This is a genomic window from Bradyrhizobium liaoningense, from assembly GCF_018130825.1.
Classification (GTDB): domain Bacteria; phylum Pseudomonadota; class Alphaproteobacteria; order Rhizobiales; family Xanthobacteraceae; genus Bradyrhizobium; species Bradyrhizobium liaoningense_B.
In genome coordinates this window covers 512,153-529,494 of sequence record NZ_JAFCJS010000006.1, presented here as the reverse complement: position 1 = coordinate 529,494, position 17,342 = coordinate 512,153, and the positions used below count along the sequence as shown (strand labels likewise).

The window sequence follows — 17,342 nt, the reverse complement described above, 5'->3', positions numbered from 1 at the left end:
GAAGCCCACCGCGCCAGCGGGCACATTGCCCGCCCAATCAAAAGCGTGGGTGGAGCATGAGCACGTTCGAACACATCATCGTCGAAAGTAAAGGCGCGGTCGGCATCATCAAGCTGAACCGGCCGAAGATGCTCAACGCGCTCTCCTTCGGCGTCTTCCGCGAGATCGCCGCGGCGGTCGACGATCTCGAGGCCGATGACGCCATCGGCTGCATCGTCGTGACCGGCAGCGAGAAGGCCTTTGCCGCCGGCGCCGACATCAAGGAGATGCAGCCGAAAGGCTTCATCGACATGTTCTCCGAAGACTTCGCCGCGATCGGCGGCGACCGCGTCGCGCGCTGCCGCAAGCCGACCATCGCCGCGGTCGCGGGTTACGCGCTCGGCGGCGGCTGCGAGCTCGCCATGATGTGCGACGTCATCATCGCGGCCGACACCGCCAAGTTCGGCCAGCCCGAAATCACGCTCGGCACCATTCCCGGCATCGGCGGCACCCAGCGCCTGACCCGCGCCATCGGCAAGTCCAAGGCGATGGACCTCTGCCTCACCGGCCGGATGATGGATGCAGCCGAAGCCGAGCGCTCGGGCCTCGTCAGCCGCATCGTGCCCGCCGACAAGCTGATGGACGAAGTCATGGCTGCCGCCGAGAAGATTGCCTCGATGTCGCGCCCGGCAGCCGCGATGGCCAAGGAGGCGGTGAACCGCGCCTTCGAGACGACGCTCGCCGAGGGCATGAGCGTCGAGCGCAACCTGTTCCACTCGACCTTTGCGCTGGAAGACCGCTCCGAGGGCATGGCGGCGTTCATCGAGAAGCGCAAGCCGGTGAACAAGAACCGGTAACGCGAGCGCGCGGTCAGGCTGGTGTAAGGCTCTGGCGTCTCCTCGCAGAAATGCTGTGACGCACCTGCAACAAGCACGGAATACATGGGAGTTTTCCCCGCGGCAGTTTGCCTGCGCGACCCCGGCTGGTTAAACAGTTAAGAGGCCACCGTCGGCGGGGGCGGACAGCCGGGGTTTAGCGGGATTACATGATTGGGCGAGCCGCCAGAGCTGGTCGCGTGATGACGCGGCGTCGATCGGGCGTGGGTCCTGTGCTTGCGACATGGACCACGCTGGCGCTCTCGTGCGCCCTGCCCGTCCAGGCATGGGCCGAAGCCCTGCCGGAGGCATTGGCAAAAGCCTACCAGACCAATCCGCAGCTCAATGCCGAGCGCGCGCGCCAGCGCGCCACCGACGAGAACGTGCCGCAGGCGCTGGCCGGCTACCGGCCGCAGATCGTGGCCAGCCTCAGCGCCGGCCTGCAATCGGTGCGCAACCTTTTGCCTGACAACACCATCCAGACCGCGAACCTGAAGCCCTGGATCATCGGCGTCACCGTGACGCAGACCCTGTTCAACGGCTTCCGTACCGCCAACAACGTGCGGGCCGCCGAGCTCCAGGTGCAATCGGGCCGCGAGGCGCTGCGCAATGTCGGCCAGGGCGTACTGCTCGACGCGGTCACCGCCTACACCAACGTGCTGGCGAACCAGTCGCTGGTCGAGGCGCAGCGCTCCAACGTCGCCTTCCTGCGCGAGACGCTCGCCGTCACCCAGCGCCGCCTCAATGCCGGCGACGTCACGCCGACCGACAGCGCCCAGGCCGAGGCGCGCCTCAACCGCGGTCTGTCCGATCTCAACACCGCCGAGGTCGCGCTTGCGGTGAGCCAGGCGACCTATGCCCAGGTGATCGGCAACGCGCCGTCGCAGCTCAAGCCCGCCGAAGTGGTCGACCGCTATCTGCCGAAGGGCCGCGAGGATGCGCTGACGATGGCGATCCGTCAGCACCCGGCGGTGATGGCGGCCAGCTTCGACGTCGACGTCGCCTCCACCAACATCCGCGTCGCCGAGGGCGCGCTGCTGCCGAGCGCCAGCGTCCAGGGCAGCGCCAGCAAGAGCCGAAACAACGACCCGACGCTCGGGACCTTCGCCGAGGACCAGGCCTCGGTCGTCGCCAATGTCACCGTGCCGATCTATGACGGCGGCCAGGCCGCCGCGCAGACCCGGCAGGCCAAGGAGATCACGGCGCAAAGCCGGCTCGTGCTCGATCAGGTGCGGAACCAGGCGCGCACGGCAGCCGTCAGCGCCTGGGTCGCCAATGAAGGCGCCAAGATCGCGGTCTCGGCCTCCGAATCCGAAGTGAAGGCGGCGACCGTCGCGCTCCAGGGCGTGCAGCGCGAGGCCGCCGGAGGACAGCGCACGACGGTGGACGTGCTGAACTCGCAGGCCGATCTGATCCAGGCCAAGGCCCGCCTGATCGGCGCGCTGCGTGATCGCGTGATCGCGTCCTACACCCTGCTCAGCGCCGTCGGCCATCTCGACGTCAAGACGTTGAACCTGAACACGCCGGACTACCTGCCCGAAGTCCACTACCAGCAAGTCCGCGACGCCTGGCACGGCCTGCGCACGCCGTCGGGGCAGTAGCCTCAAATCTCCTGGGTCGGTGCCGATGAAAAGCCGCCGCATCCATCTGATGGGAGCTTCGGGCTCCGGGGTGACGACGCTCGGCCGGGCGCTCGCCGGCCGGCTTGCGCTGCCGCATCACGACAGCGACGATTATTTCTGGCTGCCGACCGTGCCGCCCTACCAGACGACGCGCTCCGCCGCCGATCGCCTGCGCCTGATGCGCGAGATGTTTCTGCCGCGTCTCGATTGGGTGCTGAGCGGTACCGTCACCGGCTGGGGCAACGAGCTCATCCCGTTCTTCGATCTCGTCGTCTTTGTGACGACGCCGCGCGAGCTTCGCTTGCAGCGCCTGCGTGGCCGCGAGGCTGCGCATTTCGGAGCTGATGCCGTCGCACAGGGCGGCTGGCGTCATGAGGAGACGGAGTCGTTCGTCGAATGGGCCTCGCGTTACGAAGCCGGCGATCGCGAGGGCCGCAGTCTCGCAAGAGATGAAGCCTGGCTCGCGGGCCTGCCCTGCCCGGTCGTGCGCGTCGACGGCTCACGTCCGCTTGCGGACCTCGTCGAGCAGCTATGCAACGAAGCGCAGCTGCTGTCCGGCTGATGTGATAGTGTCCCGGCACACTTCCAAATAGAAAAAACCAGGGAGAGAAACCGTGCTCAACCGACGCAGCGTCCTGCTTGCCTCCCTTGCCGCCGGAGTAGCCATGACCAACAGAGCCCACGCCCGTGCGGCGCAGCCTGCGACGCCGGTCAATTTCGACGTCCCCGCGCATGCCTGCGACTGCCACACTCACATTCATGGCGATGTCGAGAAGTTTCCGTTCTTCGCCGGCCGCGTCTACACGCCCGAGCCGGCAAGCCCCGAAGAAATGGCCGCGCTGCACAAGGCGCTGCATATGGAACGCGTGGTGATCGTCACCCCCAGCGTCTACGGCACCGACAATTCGTCGACCTTGTTCGGCATGAAGGCACGCGGCGCCAATGCGCGCGGCGTCGCCGTGATCGACGACAAGACGACGGAGAGCGCGCTCGACACGATGCAGCAGGACGGCTTCCGCGGCATGCGCCTCAATCTCGCGACCGGCGGCGTCAACGACCCCAACGTCGGCAGGTCACGCTTCACCGCCGCCGTCGAGCGCATGAAGGCACGCGGCTGGCATGTGCAGCTCTACACCACGCTGGCCATGATCTCGGCGATCAAGGACCTCGTCGAGACGGCGCCGGTGCCGGTCGTGTTCGACCATTTCGGCGGCCTGGAGGCTTCGCTCGGCCTGGAGCAGCCGGGCTTCTCCGATCTCGTCGCGCTGGTGAAGTCCGGCAAGGCCCATGTGAAGATCTCCGGCGCCTATCGCTCCTCGAAGCTCGCGCCGGATTACCAGGACATGGTGCCGTTCGCGCGGGCCCTGATCGCGGCGAATCCGGATCGCATCGTCTGGGGCACCGACTGGCCGCATCCGGATTCGAGCCGTGTCGAGGGACGCAAAGCCACCGACATCGCGCCGCTCTACCAGATCGACGATGGGCGCCTGCTCAACCAGCTTCCGGTGTGGGCGCCGGATGCGGAGGTGCGCAAGAAGATCCTGGTCGACAATCCGGCGCGGCTCTACGGATTTTGACGTCGGCGCCGGGCGTTAACGCGCCCGGCGCGAGAAGAACGAGATCAGCACCGGCAGCGTCACCAGGATGACGACCGGCGCCAGCATCATGCCGGTGACGACGACGACCGCGAGCGGCTTCTGCACCTGGGAGCCGATGCCTTCGGACAGTGCCGCCGGCAGCAGGCCGACGCCCGCGACGACGCAGGTCATCAGCACGGGCCGGAGTTGAAGCTCGCCGGTGCGGATCACCGCGCTCATGCGGTCCATGCCCTCTTCGATCAGCTGGTTGAACTGCGACAGGATGATGATGCCGTCCATCACGGCGATGCCGAACAGCGCGATGAAGCCGATCGCCGCGGATACGCTGAAGGCGGTGCCGGTGATCAGCAGCCCCAGCACGCCGCCGAAGATCGCCATCGGGATCACGCTCATCGCGAGCAGCGTGTCGGTCATCGAGCCGAAATTGAACCAGAGCAGGACGCCGATCAGCGCCAGCGAGATCGGCACCACGATCGACAGCCGCCGGATCGCGTCCTGCAGATTGCCGAACTCGCCGACCCATTCCATGTGCGAGCCCGGCGGCAACTGCACCTGGGCGGCGATCTTCTGCTGCGCCTCGCGGATCGCGCTGCCGAGGTCGCGCTCGCGCACCGAGAACTTGATCGGCAAATAGCGTTCCTGCTGCTCGCGATAGATGTAGGCGGCGCCCGAGACGAGGCTGATGGTGGCGACTTCGCTGAGCGGAATCTGCGTGACGGTACCGTTCGGACCGGGCGCGCCGATGCGCAGATTCTGGATCGCCTCGGCACTCCTGCGGAATTCGGGCGCAAGGCGAACGATGATCGGGAAATGGCGGTCGCTTCCCGGCTCGTACAGATCGCCCGCGGTGTCACCGCCGATCGCGACCTTGATGGTGGCGTTGATGTCGCCGGGCGCGAGCCCGTAGCGCGCGGCCTTGGCGCGGTCGATGTCGATCTGGACGGTCGGCTGGCCGAGCGAGGTGAACACCGCAAGGTCGGTGACGCCCTGCACGGTCGCCAGCACCGACTTGATCTTGTTGGCGGTGTCGGTGAGCGCCTGCAGGTCGCTGCCGAACAGCTTGATCGAGTTCTCGCCCTTCACGCCGGAGACGGCTTCGGAGACGTTGTCCTGCAGATATTGCGAGAAGTTGAACTCGACGCCGGGAAAGCGGTCGTCGAGCTGCTTGAGCAGCTCCGCGGTCAGCTCTTCCTTGTCGCGCGTGCCGGGCCATTGGCTGGCGGGCTTGAGCGGGGCGAAGAACTCGGCGTTGAAGAAGCCGGCGGCGTCGGTGCCGTCGTCGGGGCGGCCGTGCTGCGACACCACGGATTCCACCTCGGGCCGGGCCCGGATCACCTTGCGCATCTCGTTGACGTAGCTGTTGCCTTCCTGGAGCGAGATGGTCGGCGGCAGCGTGGCGCGGATCCAGAGATTGCCCTCTTCCAGCTTCGGCAGGAATTCGAGGCCGAGCAACCGGCCCAGCGCCACCGTCATCACCACGAGGCCGATCGCGCCGCCGAGCACGATGCTGCGGTTGGCCACGGCCCAGTTCAGCACCGGCATGTAGAGCCGGTGCAGGATCTGCATCACCTTGGTCTCGGTCTCCTCGACATGCGCGGGCAGGATGATGGCGGACAGCGCCGGCGTGACGGTGAAGGTGGCAAGCAGGCCGCCGGCCAGCGCATAGGCATAGGTGCGCGCCATCGGCCCAAAGATGTTGCCCTCGACGCCGGAAAGCGTGAACAGCGGCAGGAACGCCGCGATGATGATCGCGGCGGCAAAGAAAATCGAGCGCGAGACGTCGGCGGCGGCGCTGAGGATGGCGTGGCTCTTCATGCCGAACAGCGTCTCGTTCGACATATGCTCGGTTTCCGAGACCGGGGTCGTCTGCGTCAGGCGGCGGAAGATCGCCTCCACCATGATGACGGTGGCATCGACGATCAGGCCGAAGTCGATCGCGCCGACCGACAACAGGTTCGCCGATTCCCCGCGCAGCACCAGGATGATCACGGCGAAGAACAGCGCGAATGGAATCGTGGCGCCGACGATCAGCGCGCTGCGGAGATCGCCGAGGAACATCCACTGCAGCAACACGATCAGCAGGATGCCGACCACCATGTTGTGCAGCACGGTGTGGGTGGTGAGCTCGATCAGGTCGCCGCGGTCGTAGATGCGCTCGATGCGCACGCCGGGCGGCAGGATGCTGGAATTGTTGATGGTCTGAACCAGCTGATGGACGCGCTTGATGGTCGGCGAGCTCTGCTCGCCGCGGCGCATCAGGACGATGCCCTGCACGATGTCGTCGGAATCATCGAGGCCTGCGATGCCGAGGCGGGGCCGTTGCCCCACGGTGACGGTGGCGACGTCCTTGACCAGCACCGGGTTGCCGTTGGTCTGCGAGACCATGGTGTTGGCGAGATCGTCTAGGGAGCGGATCAGGCCGACGCCGCGCACCACGGCCGATTGCTGGCCGATATTGACGGTGTTGCCGCCGACATTGACGTTCGCATTGCCGACCGCCTGGAGCAGCTGCGGCAGTGTCAGGCCGTTCGCGACCAGCTTGTTGAAATCGACCTGGAGCTCGTAGGTCTTGCTCTTGCCGCCCCAGCCGGTGACGTCGATCACGCCAGGCACGGCGCGGAAACGGCGCTGCAGAATCCAGTCCTGGATGGTCTTGAGGTCGAGCACGCTGTAGTTCGGCGGACCGACCAAGCGATAGCGGAAGATTTCGCCGATCGGGCTGAGCGGCGAGATCTGCGGCTGCACGTTGCCCGGCAGCGGCGCGAGCTGCGCCAGGCGGTTCAGGACCTGCTGCAACGCCTCGTCATAGGTATAGGCGAAGGAGAACTGGATTTTGACGTCGGAGAGACCATAGAGCGAGATGGTGCGGATGGTCGTGATGTTCTTCAGACCCGCGACCTGGGTCTCGATCGGGATCGTGATGTAGCGCTCGATCTCTTCCGCCGACAGGCCCGGGCTCTGCGTCACGATGTCGACCATCGGCGGGGTCGGGTCGGGATAGGCCTCGATGTTGAGCTGGTTGAACGCGATCAGGCCGCCGATCAGCACGGCCACGAACATGCCGACCATCAGGAAGCGCCGGTTGACGGCAAGGGCGACGAGGCGATCCATTCAGGTCTTCAGCTTGTCTTCAGTTTCTTGTGTCGTCGATCAGCTGCCGGACGCCGCGCGGTCGATGAACAGGCTACCCTTGACGACGATCTGCTCGCCGGGTTTCAGGTTGCTGGTGACTTCGACGAGGTTGCCATTGATGAGGCCGGTCTTGATCTCGCGCAGCTCGACCGACTTGTCCTCGCGCGCGACCCAAAGACGGACCTTGTCGGCTTCGTAGATCAGGGCCTGCTTGGGCACTGCCGGCGCGGCACGATCGCCGGCGGAATAGATCGTGACGTTGGCGAACATCTCCGGCTTGAGCAGGCCGTCCTTGTTGTCGATGGTGGCGCGGACCAGCAGGCGGCGTGTGTTGGGGTCGATCGCCGCAGCCACGTAGTTGATCTTCGCGGTGAGCGGGCGGCCCGGCAGCGCCATCACGTTGACGGTGATGTCCTGGCCGATGCACACCGCGGCCGCATCGCTTTCGCGCACGAAGGCGGTGAGCCAGACCGTCGAGAGATCGCCGATCACGAAGACCGGATCACTCGCGCCGGAATTGACGAACTGGCCCGGGCCGATCTTGCGCTGCACGACCGTGCCGGAGATCGGCGAGTAGATCGTGATCTCCCGATTGATCGTGCCCTTGTCCTGGAACGCCTTGATGGTCTCGTCGGTGAAGCCGAGAATGCGCAGCTTGTTGCGCGCGGCCTCCAGCGCCGTCACCGAGGAGCGCATGTCGTTCTGCGCCTGGACCTGGGTCGCTTCCGCCTGCTGATAGTCCTTTAGCGGGATGGCGTGGCCCTCATAGAGATCCTTGGCGCGCTTGAACTGGATGTCGGCGAGATCGATCGCCGACTTCGCCTTGTTCTGCGCGGTCATCGCCGCGATGAAATCGTTCTGGGCCTGCACGGTGTCGGCGGCCTCGATTGTGAACAGCGGTTGACCTTGCGTCAGGGTCTCGCCGGGCTTGGCGAGCAGCTTGGTGACCCGGCCCGCATAAGGCGAGAACACCGGCGTCGAGCGATCCTCGTCGACCGCGACCTTGCCCTCGGTGACGTATTCGGCCCGGAAGGTCTTGGCCTTGACCGGCTCGATCGTCAGGGTCGCCCACTCGGACGGCGTCGGCGTGAAATTCTGCGCATTCCTGCGCGACTGGCTGGAAATCTCGGAGTGGCTCTTCTCCTTGGCGCCCGCACGGAGAAAGCCGTAGGCCCCGCCGGCGGCAAGAGCTAGTAAAACTACGGATGTGATCACCCGCCGTTTTGTAAGCACCTGCAATCGCTTGGTATTTTCAACTACCATGGGGCCCGGTCATGTCTGCGACGATGTCGGCAAACGATAGCCTCATCAGTCGCGCTAATAGTGCCGAATTGGGAGTTCAAACAACCTAAAAAACGCGTCGCGCCTTTCCGTTTGCGTTAAAATTTTGCGACGCGTCAGCTCTGCGTCAGCTTCGAGCCGGCCACTGTGCCGGATGACTGCCGAGCGGCATCGCCGGACGGCTCCATTGCGCCGGCGTCTTCGACAGCAGTGCCGAATGTTGCACTGCCTTCAACATGCCAAAGCCAGATGGCATGAGCTCGATGAACGCAGCATGTACAGCTTCACCCGTAAGATCCGGGGTGTTCAGTCCGCCGTCGAGCCGGCCGAGATTCCACAGCCAGCGACCGGTCTGCGCCAGCGACACTCGGACGTGCCAGCTGCCGCCTTCGCGCGCCTGGCGTGCTCTGGCCATCATCGCACCGAACGCCATCAGATAGCCGGTCGCGTGGTCGAGGATCTGTGCCGGCAATTCCTTGGGACCGTCGACGCCCGCGGTCTGGCCTTCGGCATGGTTGAAGCCGGTCGTGGTCTGCATCAGTGAATCGAAGCCGCGCCGCTCGGCCCAGGTGCCGGCATGGCCATAGGCCGACAGCGTGACATAGACGATGCCGGGACTGATCGTGGCGACCTCCTCGGGCGCAAAGCCGAGGGCGGCGAGCGCGCGCGGGCGATAACCCTGCGAGAAGATATCGGCGTCCTCGAGCAGCTCGCACAATTGCGCCCTGCCCGCCTCGCTCTTCAGCTCGATGAAGGTGGTGAGCTTGCCGCGGCCGGTATCGATGGTGAGCCACGGGATAGCCGGCAGCTCCGGGCCTGACACCAGCAGCACATCCGCACCGTGCGCGGCGAGCGTGCGGCCCGCGACGGGTCCTGCGATGACGCGGGAGAGATCGAGCACGCGCAGGCCAGCGAGCGGACGATCGCCTTGCGGCCACGGCCTTGGCGGGGCTTCGCCGATCTTCTCGATCGAGAGCAGCGGCAACTCTGCGAGCGCACGCGCCTGCGGCAGCGCCGACCATTCGTCATGAGAACGCATCAGCGCAACGACACCGCCCGCTGCGTAAGCCGCGGTTTCAAAGTCCTCGCCCTTCCACTGCATCAGCGCGGCCTGCACCTTCTCGCGCTCAGGCTCGCAGCCGAGCACCTTGCAGACGGCGTCGCGATGATGCGGGAAATTGGTGTGACAGCGGACGAAGCGGCCATCGCCCGTCCTGTAGACGCCGGCGATGGCATCCCAGGCCGGTGGCGGCGGCTTGTCGTCGAGGCGCAAGTAACGCTCGGAACGGCATTCGGCGACGGCGTGGCGCAGGTCGACGGAGACAACCTGCTCCTGGCCGCTGCGCAGCTTCCATATTTCGGCGGCGGCGAGGCCGGCCGCGGCGATCGTGGCTTGTCCGGCGACGGCGACGCGAAACGAGGACGGGATTTGTGGCTCGATGCCGGTCAGTCGCACGCGATCGAGCGCGGCTGCGTCGCCGCCTGCAGTGGTCCAGATATCCCTAAGAATGTCGGCGGGGCTTTGCATGACCCTTCTCTCCCTTTAGCCTTCAGCATCCTGTTAGCACATGAGGAAATGCAATGGCTGCCATCGACCCTCTCACCGCAGGTGCCGTGTTCATCGCAACGGCGGCCACAGACGCGGTCTATGTCATGTTCACCTCGGCCGTGATCGCGCGCAAGCGCATGTCAGCGGCGAATTGGAGCGCAGTCTGGTACATGCTCTCCTCCTACGCCGTGATCAGCTACACCGAGAACCCGTTCTATGTCGCTTTCGCCGCAATCGGCTCATGGGCCGGCGCCTACGCCTCGCTGACCTTCCTGCATCGGCCGCCCGGCGGCCCGCCGGTGGGGGCGTCGCCGGAGTGAGGCGGGCGATTTAAGCGAAGCCGTCAATGACACGCACGGCGTCGCCCTGGCGAAAGCCAGGACCCATTACCCCGGTCGAATGTTGTCGGAGCACGCTTTGGCCAGGACATCGCGCAGCCATAGCGATTTGTGGTAATGGGTCCTGGCTTTCGCCAGGACGACGTTCGGGGAGACACTCTCCTCTCATTCGCGCAACGACCAACAACAAGGAAAACCAACAATGGATCTCGGTCTCAAAGGCAAGAACGCCGTCGTGCTCGGCGGTACGCGCGGCATCGGGCGGGCGATTGCGGCGACGCTGGCCGGTGAGGGCAGCAATGTCGCGGTGTGCGCGCGCAACGCCGATCAGGTTGCCGCCACCGTTGCCGAGTTGAAGGCGAGCGGGATCCGCGCCACCGGCAGCCCGGTCGACGTCACCGACGGCGCGGCGCTGAAAAGCTGGATCGAGAGTGCAGCAAAGGAGCTCGGCGGCATCGACATGCTGTTCTCCAATGCCGGCGCGATGGCGCAGGGCGGCGATCCCGCGTCCTGGGAGCAGAATTTCCGGCTCGATGTGCTCGGTGCCGTGCACGCCTTCGACGCCGCGCGGCCGTTCCTCGAGACAAGCGGCGCCAGCAGCGGCGACGCCGCCTTCGTGATCATCTCGTCGATCTCCGCCGCGCAGGCGGACACGGCGAGCTCCTACGGCCCGATCAAGGCGGCGCTGATCCACATGGCCAAGGGACTGGCGCGGCAATACGCGAAGAAGAAGATCCGGGTCAACGTGGTCTCGCCCGGCACCGTCTATTTCAAGGGCGGCGTCTGGGAGATGGTCGAGAAGAACATGCCCGAGCGGTACCAGGACGCGATGAAGCGCAACCCGACGGGCCGCATGGCAACGCCGCAGGAGATCGCGAGCGCGGCGGTGTTTCTGGCGAGCCCGGTGTCGGGGTTCACGACGGGATCGAACCTCGTCGTGGACGGTGCGATCTCGAACCGGGTGAATTTTTGAGGGCGGCACGATCATCGAAGAATTTGTAGGGTGGGCAAAGCGAAGCGTGCCCACCACTTTCGCGACGAGACCCTAGAAGGTGGGTACGGCGCTCACGCGTCTTTGCCCACCCTACGGCAGCTTTGCTGGAGGCGAAGAGCCTCAATGAAAATCCCGCGACGGCGGCAGGATGCGGACGTTGCGGGGGTGGCGGATTTTTTGCGCGGGCATGTCCGTGAGGGCGCGAGGGTCTTCGTTGAGCGTCTCGACGACGGTGGCACCTGCCGGCACCGGATGCTTGCCGCTGAGCGCATCGTTGGCGAGGCCGACCAGATCGTGCGAGCGGTCGATCATGCGCTGGGCGATGAGGTGTGTCACCTTCTCGGGGCTGCTCTGGATATAGCCCTGAACCTCGATGAGGCGCGCGCCCATCACCTCCTTGCGGTACTGCTCCATGATCTTGGGCCAGACCACGACATTGGCGATGCCGGTTTCGTCCTCCAATGTCATGAACACGACGCCGCTGGCGCTGCCCGGCCGCTGCCGCACCAGCACCACACCGGCGCAGCGGACGCGGCGCCGCTCGTTCTCGTGGCTGATCTCCTTGCAGGCGACGACGTGCTCGCGCGTAAACATCTCGCGCAAGAATTCCATCGGATGGCCCTTCAGCGACAGCCGGATGGTCTGGTAGTCCGCGACCACCTGCTCGGAACGCGGCATCGCCGGCAGCGGCTTTGCGCCTTCGTCCGGCTGCTCGCGCGCGGTCGCCGCCTCGAACAGCGGCAGCGGCACGTCGTCGGGAAGCCGCCGCACCTGCCACAGCGCCTCGCGGCGGTCGAGCCCGAGCGAGCGGAAGGCGTCGGCATCGGCCAGCAGGATCAGCGCGCGCTTGGGCAGGCCGGTGTCGCGGGCGAAATCCTCCAGCGAGGTGAAGGGACGGCGGTTGCGGGCCGCGATGATGCGATCGGCCCAGTCTTCTCTCTTGTCATTCCGGGGCGTCGCGCCAGCGACGAGCCCGGAATCCATTCCGACAGGCGTATGCGGCTCGATGGATTCCGGGCTCGCGCCTTTCGGCGCGCCCCGGAATGACAGTTGGGAGCGTTTCAGCCGCTCCTCATCCTCATCCAGCCAATGGAAGCCGTCAATCTGGCGGAAGCCGAGGCGCACGGCGCAATATTTGCCATCTGTATTTTCCAGCGTGTTCTGCGCAAAGCTGAAGGACACGTCGATGTCACGGACCTCGACACCGTTCTTGCGGGCATCGCTGACGATCTGCGCCGGGGCGTAAAAGCCCATCGGCTGCGAGTTCAGGAGGCCGCAGCAGAAGGCATCGGGATGGTAGTGCTTCAGCCATGAGGAGATATAGACGAGCTGGGCAAAGCTTGCGGCATGGCTCTCCGGAAAACCGTAGGAGCCAAAACCCTTGATCTGGTCGAAGCAGCTTCTGGCGAAATTGGGATCGTAGCCGCGCGCCACCATGTTGCCGATCAGCTTCTCCTCGTATTGACCGATGGTGCCGACATTGCGGAAAGTCGCCATCGAGCGGCGCAGGCCGTTGGCCTCCTCGGAGGTGAATTTTGCCGCCTCGATCGCGATGCGCATCGCCTGTTCCTGGAACAGGGGAACGCCCTTCGTCTTGTGCAGCACCTTGTAGAGTTCGTCCGCGGGACCGTGCTCCGGCGACGGCGAAGGGTAGCTCACCTTTTCCAGCCCGTTCCGCCGCCGCAGATAAGGATGCACCATGTCGCCCTGGATCGGACCCGGCCGCACGATCGCGACCTCGATGACGAGATCGTAGAAGGTCCGCGGCTTCAGGCGCGGCAGCATGTTCATCTGGGCGCGGCTCTCGACTTGGAATACACCGAGCGACTCTCCGTCACACAGCATGTCGTAGACCTTGGGATCGTCCTGCGGGACGGTCGCCAGAACCCAGCGCTCGCCCTTGTGCAGGTCGATCAGATCAAAGCACTTGCGGATGCAGGTCAGCATGCCCAGCGCGAGCACGTCGACCTTCATCATGCTCAGCGCGTCGACGTCGTCCTTGTCCCATTCGATGAAGGTGCGGTCGTCCATCGCGGCATTGCCGATCGGCACATAGGTGTCGAGCCGGTCCTGGGTCAGCACATAGCCGCCGACATGCTGGGAGAGATGGCGCGGGAATTCGATCAATTCGGTGGCAAGCTCGACCGCGAGGTTGATCATGGGATTTTGCGGATCGAGCCCGGCCTGCCTGACCTGCATGTCGTTGAGGCCCTTGCCCCAGCTGCCCCAGACGGTATCGGCGAGCGCGGCGGTGACGTCCTCGGTCAGGCCCAGCGCCTTGCCGACGTCGCGGATGGCGCTGCGCGGGCGGTAGTGGATGACGGTGGCGATGATCGCGGCGCGGTGGCGGCCATAGCGGCGATAGACATATTGCATCACCTCCTCGCGCCGCGAATGCTCGAAATCGACGTCGATATCGGGCGGCTCCAGCCGCTCCTTGGAGATGAAGCGCTCGAACAGCAGGTCGACCTTGGTCGGATCGACCGAGGTGATGCCGAGCACGTAGCAGACGGCCGAATTCGCCGCCGATCCGCGGCCCTGGCACAGGATGTTCTGGCTGCGCGCGTAGTGGACGATGTCGTGCACGGTGAGGAAATAGTGCGCGTATTTCAGCTCGGCGATCAGCGCGAGCTCTTTCTTCAGGGTAGCGCGCAGCTTGTCGTCGATCTCGCCGCCGAAATACTTTTTCACACCCGCCCAGGTCAGATCCTCCAGATGCCCCTGCGCGGTCTTGCCCGGCGGCACCGGCTCGTCCGGGTACTGGTATTTGAGCTGATCGAGCGAGAAGTCGATCCTGTCCGCAAAGCGCATGGTCTCCGCGATCGCCTCAGGAAAATCGCGGAACAGCCGCGCCATCTCGCGTGGCGTCTTCAAAAAGCGCTCGGCATTGGCCTCGAGCTTCCGCCCCACAGCCTCGATCGTGGTCTTCTCCCGGATGCAGGTCAGCACGTCCTGAAGCGGGCGGCGGCCGGGATCGTGATAGAGCACCTCGTTGGTCGCGAGCAGCGGCACTTTTGCTTTGACGGCGAGATCATCGAGCCGCGCCAGGCGCCGCCGGTCGTCGCCGCGATAGAGCAGGCTCGCCGCCAGCCACACGCCGTCGGCGCGGCTGGCTTTGAGCTTGGCGAGGACATCCAGCGCCTGTGCGGGCTCGAAACGATGGGGCAGCGTCAAGACCAGGAGCTGGCCTTGCGAAAACTCCAGGAGATCGGCAAACCTCAGATGACAGTCGCCCTTCTCGATCCGCGTGATGTCGTCGCCGCGCTTGCCCCGGGTGAGGAGCTGACACAGCCGGCCATAGGCCGCGCGATCGCGCGGATAGACCAGAATGTCGGGTGTGCCGTCGATGAAGACGATGCGGGCGCCGATCAGAAGCTTCGGCTTGTGCAGCACCTTGTCATTGTCGAGCTCCTTGTAGGCCCGCACCACACCGGCGAGCGTGTTGTGATCGGCGATGCCGATCGCGGGGATGCCGAGGAGACTCGCTTGATGCACATAGGCGCGCGGATCCGAGCCGCCACGCAGGAAGGAGAAATTTGTGGTGATGCCGATCTCGGCATAGGCTGATGTATTCATGCGAAGAGACCGTGCACATACCAGCCGGGAGACGCGGGCTTGCCGTCACCGTCGAACACCTCTCCCTCGTAGAGACCGTCGCGAAAGATCCAGAAGCGCAAGCCCTCGGCATCCTCGATGCGGAAATAATCCCGCGTCAGCTGCTTGCCGTCCTGCCGCCACCATTCCATGGCGATACGCTCGGGCCCTTCCACCCGCACCACCGCATGCAGCGCACGCCGCCAGGTGAACTGATGCGGCGGGCCATCGGGCACGGTCGCGAACGGCACCTTGATCGGCTCCGGCTTGTCGAACAGCCTTAAGGGGCGCAGCGGCGGCTCGCTCTCGGTGCGAACAGGCCATTCGGCCTGCATGGCTGCCGTGAGATGATGCTGCGCCGGCGCGGCCAGTACCGCGCTTTCGGCGATATGGGTGTCCTCAGGCAGGTGCACGACGACGCGTTTACCCCCGATGCGCGCGGCGATGCGGTCGATCAGCGCGGCGAGCTCGTCATTGTCGTGGACATGGGCATCGAGGTCGCGCTGCTCCTGCACCACGATTTCGGTGCGGCTCGCCGACAGCCGCACCATGTCGAAACCGAAACCGGGATCGAGCGGGTCGGCGAGCGCATCGAGACGCTCGCGGAACAGGCGGTCGATCACCGCGCTGCGCGTCACGGGACGTCCGGTCTCGACCATGATCGCGCGCACCACACCGTCGGTGCGGAAAAAGGCGGCTTCGAGACGGCGCGCGCCCTTGCCCTGCTTCTCCATGGAGGCGATCAACGTGTCGGCCAGCCGCGACAGCGTCATCGCGATCATGGTGTCGGTCGCGATCGGCTCGGCAAAGCGCTTCTCGACGATATAGTCGGGCAGCGGCTTGCGCGGATTGATCGGCGCATCGCCCTGCCCCAGCGCGTGCGCGAGCAGGGTCGAGAACCGCGCCCCGAACCGCGCCGTGATCTCGCTCGGCGAGCGCGAGGCGACATCGCCGATGGTCTTCAGGCCGGCGCGGCGCAGGCCGGTGGTGATGGCCTCGCCCGCACCGAGCGCCGAGACCGGAAATGGACTGATCGCCTCCGCCTCCCCGCCATCGGCCACGATGATGCCGGTCGCCTGCCGCGTCAGCGTGCGCGCGCAGACCGAGGTGCCAGCAATGGCCGCGCTGACGGCAAAGCCCTGACGTGCGAGCGCACGAACCAGTGTCTGCAAAAGTGCCGCTTCGCCGCCGAACAGATGCGCGCAGCCGGTGATATCGAGGAACAGCCCGTGCGGCGGATCGAGCGCCACCAGCGGCGTGAAGCGGTCGCACCAGTCGGCGATGTCGCTAAGCGTCTTGGCATCGGCCACGACATCGGCGTCGAACACTTTCAAGTCCGGACACATCGCCCGCGCATTGGCGAGCGGTTGGCCGATATGCAAACCCAAACGAGACGCCGCATCGTCCAGCGCATGGATCACCAGCGCATTGTTGTCCTTGATGACGACAATGCTCGGCTCATGATTGGCCTTACCCAGCCCGGCGCTGCCAAGGAACCGCTGGATCCGGTCGATGGGCAGGCGCGGCAGCCACAGGCTGAGAATACGTCGAGGGTTCGCTGAACTGGCACTCATCACAATTCCATTCCATGATCCACCGGCCGCAGGGGCCATGACGATTGCGCAAAAGCTCGGCATCGAAGCGCGGCGCGCCCCAGGCACTCCACATCGGGCCCGGCGGCGAATGCGCCGCGCGCAGCATCCATCGTGTCTCCGCAGTCGAAGGCAGCGGCTGTGCGGCCATGCGCAGCATCAGAGCGGTGACGCCCGAGCCTTGCGCGGCCAGCGTCAGCTTGCGGCTCGCCACGAGATCGAACTGCCTGATATCGCCCCAGAGCTCGAGCACGACCGCACCCAGCGCATCGCAGGCGAGCGCATCGGCCGAAGTGCGCAGCGCGCTCTCGACATCGGCCGCGCGCACCATCACCACGCGGCGCGGATCGAGGCCGAGCTCGGCGAGCCCGCTCATCGACAGCGCGCCGGCCTCTAACTCCGAAAAATCCTGCCGCACCCACAGCAGCGGCCGGCGCGCGCTCACGCGTCCGGCAAGGCCCATGACGAAGCCCGTCGCAGCCACGCCCTGGCGCCCTTCGCAAAACACCTCGTGGACCGCCGCGCGCGCGAGCCCGCCCTTCAACGCGTTATCGATCTCACCGTGACCGAGCGCGACACGCTCGTGCTGATGCACGACCTCCGCCGTCTCGATGCGCTCGATCTGGCCGCGCAAGGTCGCAAGCGCGCTTGTCCGTGCGCCGCTCATGCTCGCCGCTCCTTCAGGAATTGGTGCCGTGGTCTTCAAAAGAAGAACCAGCGGCTGGCTCATTTGTTCATGATATGTTCTAATATAAAGCTAACGGCGGCCGGAGAGTCAATCGAATTGG

The 17,342-nt window shown here is 65.5% G+C and carries 12 protein-coding genes; 6 read left to right on the top strand and 6 right to left on the bottom strand.

Annotated elements, in window-relative coordinates:
* Positions 1 to 56 precede the first annotated feature (56 nt).
* The 4 genes from JQ603_RS27220 (at position 57) to JQ603_RS27205 (ending at position 4,053) form a co-directional block, all read left to right on the top strand.
* Positions 57 to 836: an enoyl-CoA hydratase gene (locus JQ603_RS27220; RefSeq protein ID WP_212343753.1), complete on the top strand. Its 780-nt coding sequence runs from the start codon at positions 57 to 59 to the stop codon at positions 834 to 836.
* Positions 837 to 1,024: 188 nt separating this feature from the next.
* Positions 1,025 to 2,455, top strand: a complete 1,431-nt coding sequence (locus JQ603_RS27215; RefSeq protein WP_212343752.1) for a TolC family outer membrane protein — start codon at positions 1,025 to 1,027, stop codon at positions 2,453 to 2,455.
* 25 nt (positions 2,456 to 2,480) lie between these two features.
* On the top strand, positions 2,481 to 3,038 hold the full coding sequence (locus JQ603_RS27210; RefSeq protein ID WP_212343751.1) for a hypothetical protein: 558 nt from the start codon (positions 2,481 to 2,483) through the stop codon (positions 3,036 to 3,038).
* Between the two features lie 52 nt (positions 3,039 to 3,090).
* Positions 3,091 to 4,053: an amidohydrolase family protein gene (locus JQ603_RS27205; protein WP_212343750.1), complete on the top strand. Its 963-nt coding sequence runs from the start codon at positions 3,091 to 3,093 to the stop codon at positions 4,051 to 4,053.
* Positions 4,054 to 4,068: 15 nt separating this feature from the next.
* Here the strand turns inward: JQ603_RS27205 and JQ603_RS27200 are convergent, their stop codons facing one another.
* From JQ603_RS27200 to JQ603_RS27190, 3 genes are all read right to left on the bottom strand, one after another.
* Entirely contained in the window at positions 4,069 to 7,185 is a 3,117-nt protein-coding gene (locus tag JQ603_RS27200; protein ID WP_212343749.1) for an efflux RND transporter permease subunit, read from the bottom strand.
* A gap of 39 nt (positions 7,186 to 7,224) precedes the next feature.
* Complete coding sequence (locus JQ603_RS27195) at positions 7,225 to 8,469, bottom strand: efflux RND transporter periplasmic adaptor subunit (protein WP_212343748.1); 1,245 nt, start codon at positions 8,467 to 8,469, stop codon at positions 7,225 to 7,227.
* Positions 8,470 to 8,614: 145 nt separating this feature from the next.
* Complete coding sequence (locus JQ603_RS27190) at positions 8,615 to 10,015, bottom strand: CoA transferase (protein ID WP_212343747.1); 1,401 nt, start codon at positions 10,013 to 10,015, stop codon at positions 8,615 to 8,617.
* 53 nt (positions 10,016 to 10,068) lie between these two features.
* Here JQ603_RS27190 and JQ603_RS27185 point away from each other — a divergent pair, with 53 nt between their 5' ends.
* Both JQ603_RS27185 and JQ603_RS27180 read left to right on the top strand, forming a co-directional pair.
* Positions 10,069 to 10,356 (top strand): hypothetical protein, encoded by a 288-nt coding sequence (locus JQ603_RS27185; RefSeq protein WP_018647989.1) that lies wholly within the window; start codon positions 10,069 to 10,071, stop codon positions 10,354 to 10,356.
* Positions 10,357 to 10,576: 220 nt separating this feature from the next.
* The gene (locus JQ603_RS27180) at positions 10,577 to 11,347 is read left to right on the top strand and encodes an SDR family NAD(P)-dependent oxidoreductase (protein ID WP_212343745.1); all 771 of its coding nucleotides are present in this window, start codon (positions 10,577 to 10,579) and stop codon (positions 11,345 to 11,347) included.
* 141 nt (positions 11,348 to 11,488) lie between these two features.
* On the opposite strand, the gene JQ603_RS27175 is transcribed toward JQ603_RS27180, so the two are convergent.
* Genes JQ603_RS27175 through JQ603_RS27165 form a run of 3 tightly spaced genes read right to left on the bottom strand, consistent with a single transcriptional unit; the run spans position 11,489 to position 17,221 of the window.
* Positions 11,489 to 14,944 carry an error-prone DNA polymerase gene (locus JQ603_RS27175; protein ID WP_212343743.1) on the bottom strand — a complete coding sequence of 1,152 codons (3,456 nt, stop codon included), beginning with the start codon at positions 14,942 to 14,944 and terminating at the stop codon, positions 11,489 to 11,491.
* A complete protein-coding gene (locus JQ603_RS27170) occupies positions 14,941 to 16,536 on the bottom strand; it encodes a Y-family DNA polymerase (protein ID WP_212343741.1) in 1,596 nt (531 codons plus the stop codon). The genes JQ603_RS27175 and JQ603_RS27170 overlap by 4 nt, the downstream gene beginning before the upstream one ends.
* Positions 16,433 to 17,221, bottom strand: a complete 789-nt coding sequence (locus tag JQ603_RS27165; protein WP_212343739.1) for an ImuA family protein — start codon at positions 17,219 to 17,221, stop codon at positions 16,433 to 16,435. Before JQ603_RS27165 ends, JQ603_RS27170 begins: the two co-directional genes overlap by 104 nt.
* Positions 17,222 to 17,342: the final 121 nt, after the last annotated feature.

Excerpts from the sequence above, each read along its gene's own strand:
- JQ603_RS27220 (WP_212343753.1), top strand. The coding sequence starts at position 57 with ATGAGCACGTTCGAACACATCATCGTCGAAAGTAAAGGCGCGGTCGGC.
- JQ603_RS27215 (WP_212343752.1), top strand. The coding sequence starts at position 1,025 with ATGATTGGGCGAGCCGCCAGAGCTGGTCGCGTGATGACGCGGCGTCGA.
- JQ603_RS27210 (WP_212343751.1), top strand. The coding sequence starts at position 2,481 with ATGAAAAGCCGCCGCATCCATCTGATGGGAGCTTCGGGCTCCGGGGTG.
- JQ603_RS27200 (WP_212343749.1), bottom strand. The coding sequence starts at position 7,185 with ATGGATCGCCTCGTCGCCCTTGCCGTCAACCGGCGCTTCCTGATGGTC.
- JQ603_RS27195 (WP_212343748.1), bottom strand. The coding sequence starts at position 8,469 with ATGGTAGTTGAAAATACCAAGCGATTGCAGGTGCTTACAAAACGGCGG.
- JQ603_RS27190 (WP_212343747.1), bottom strand. The coding sequence starts at position 10,015 with ATGCAAAGCCCCGCCGACATTCTTAGGGATATCTGGACCACTGCAGGC.
- JQ603_RS27185 (WP_018647989.1), top strand. The coding sequence starts at position 10,069 with ATGGCTGCCATCGACCCTCTCACCGCAGGTGCCGTGTTCATCGCAACG.
- JQ603_RS27180 (WP_212343745.1), top strand. The coding sequence starts at position 10,577 with ATGGATCTCGGTCTCAAAGGCAAGAACGCCGTCGTGCTCGGCGGTACG.
- JQ603_RS27175 (WP_212343743.1), bottom strand. The coding sequence starts at position 14,944 with ATGAATACATCAGCCTATGCCGAGATCGGCATCACCACAAATTTCTCC.
- JQ603_RS27170 (WP_212343741.1), bottom strand. The coding sequence starts at position 16,536 with ATGAGTGCCAGTTCAGCGAACCCTCGACGTATTCTCAGCCTGTGGCTG.
- JQ603_RS27165 (WP_212343739.1), bottom strand. The coding sequence starts at position 17,221 with ATGAGCGGCGCACGGACAAGCGCGCTTGCGACCTTGCGCGGCCAGATC.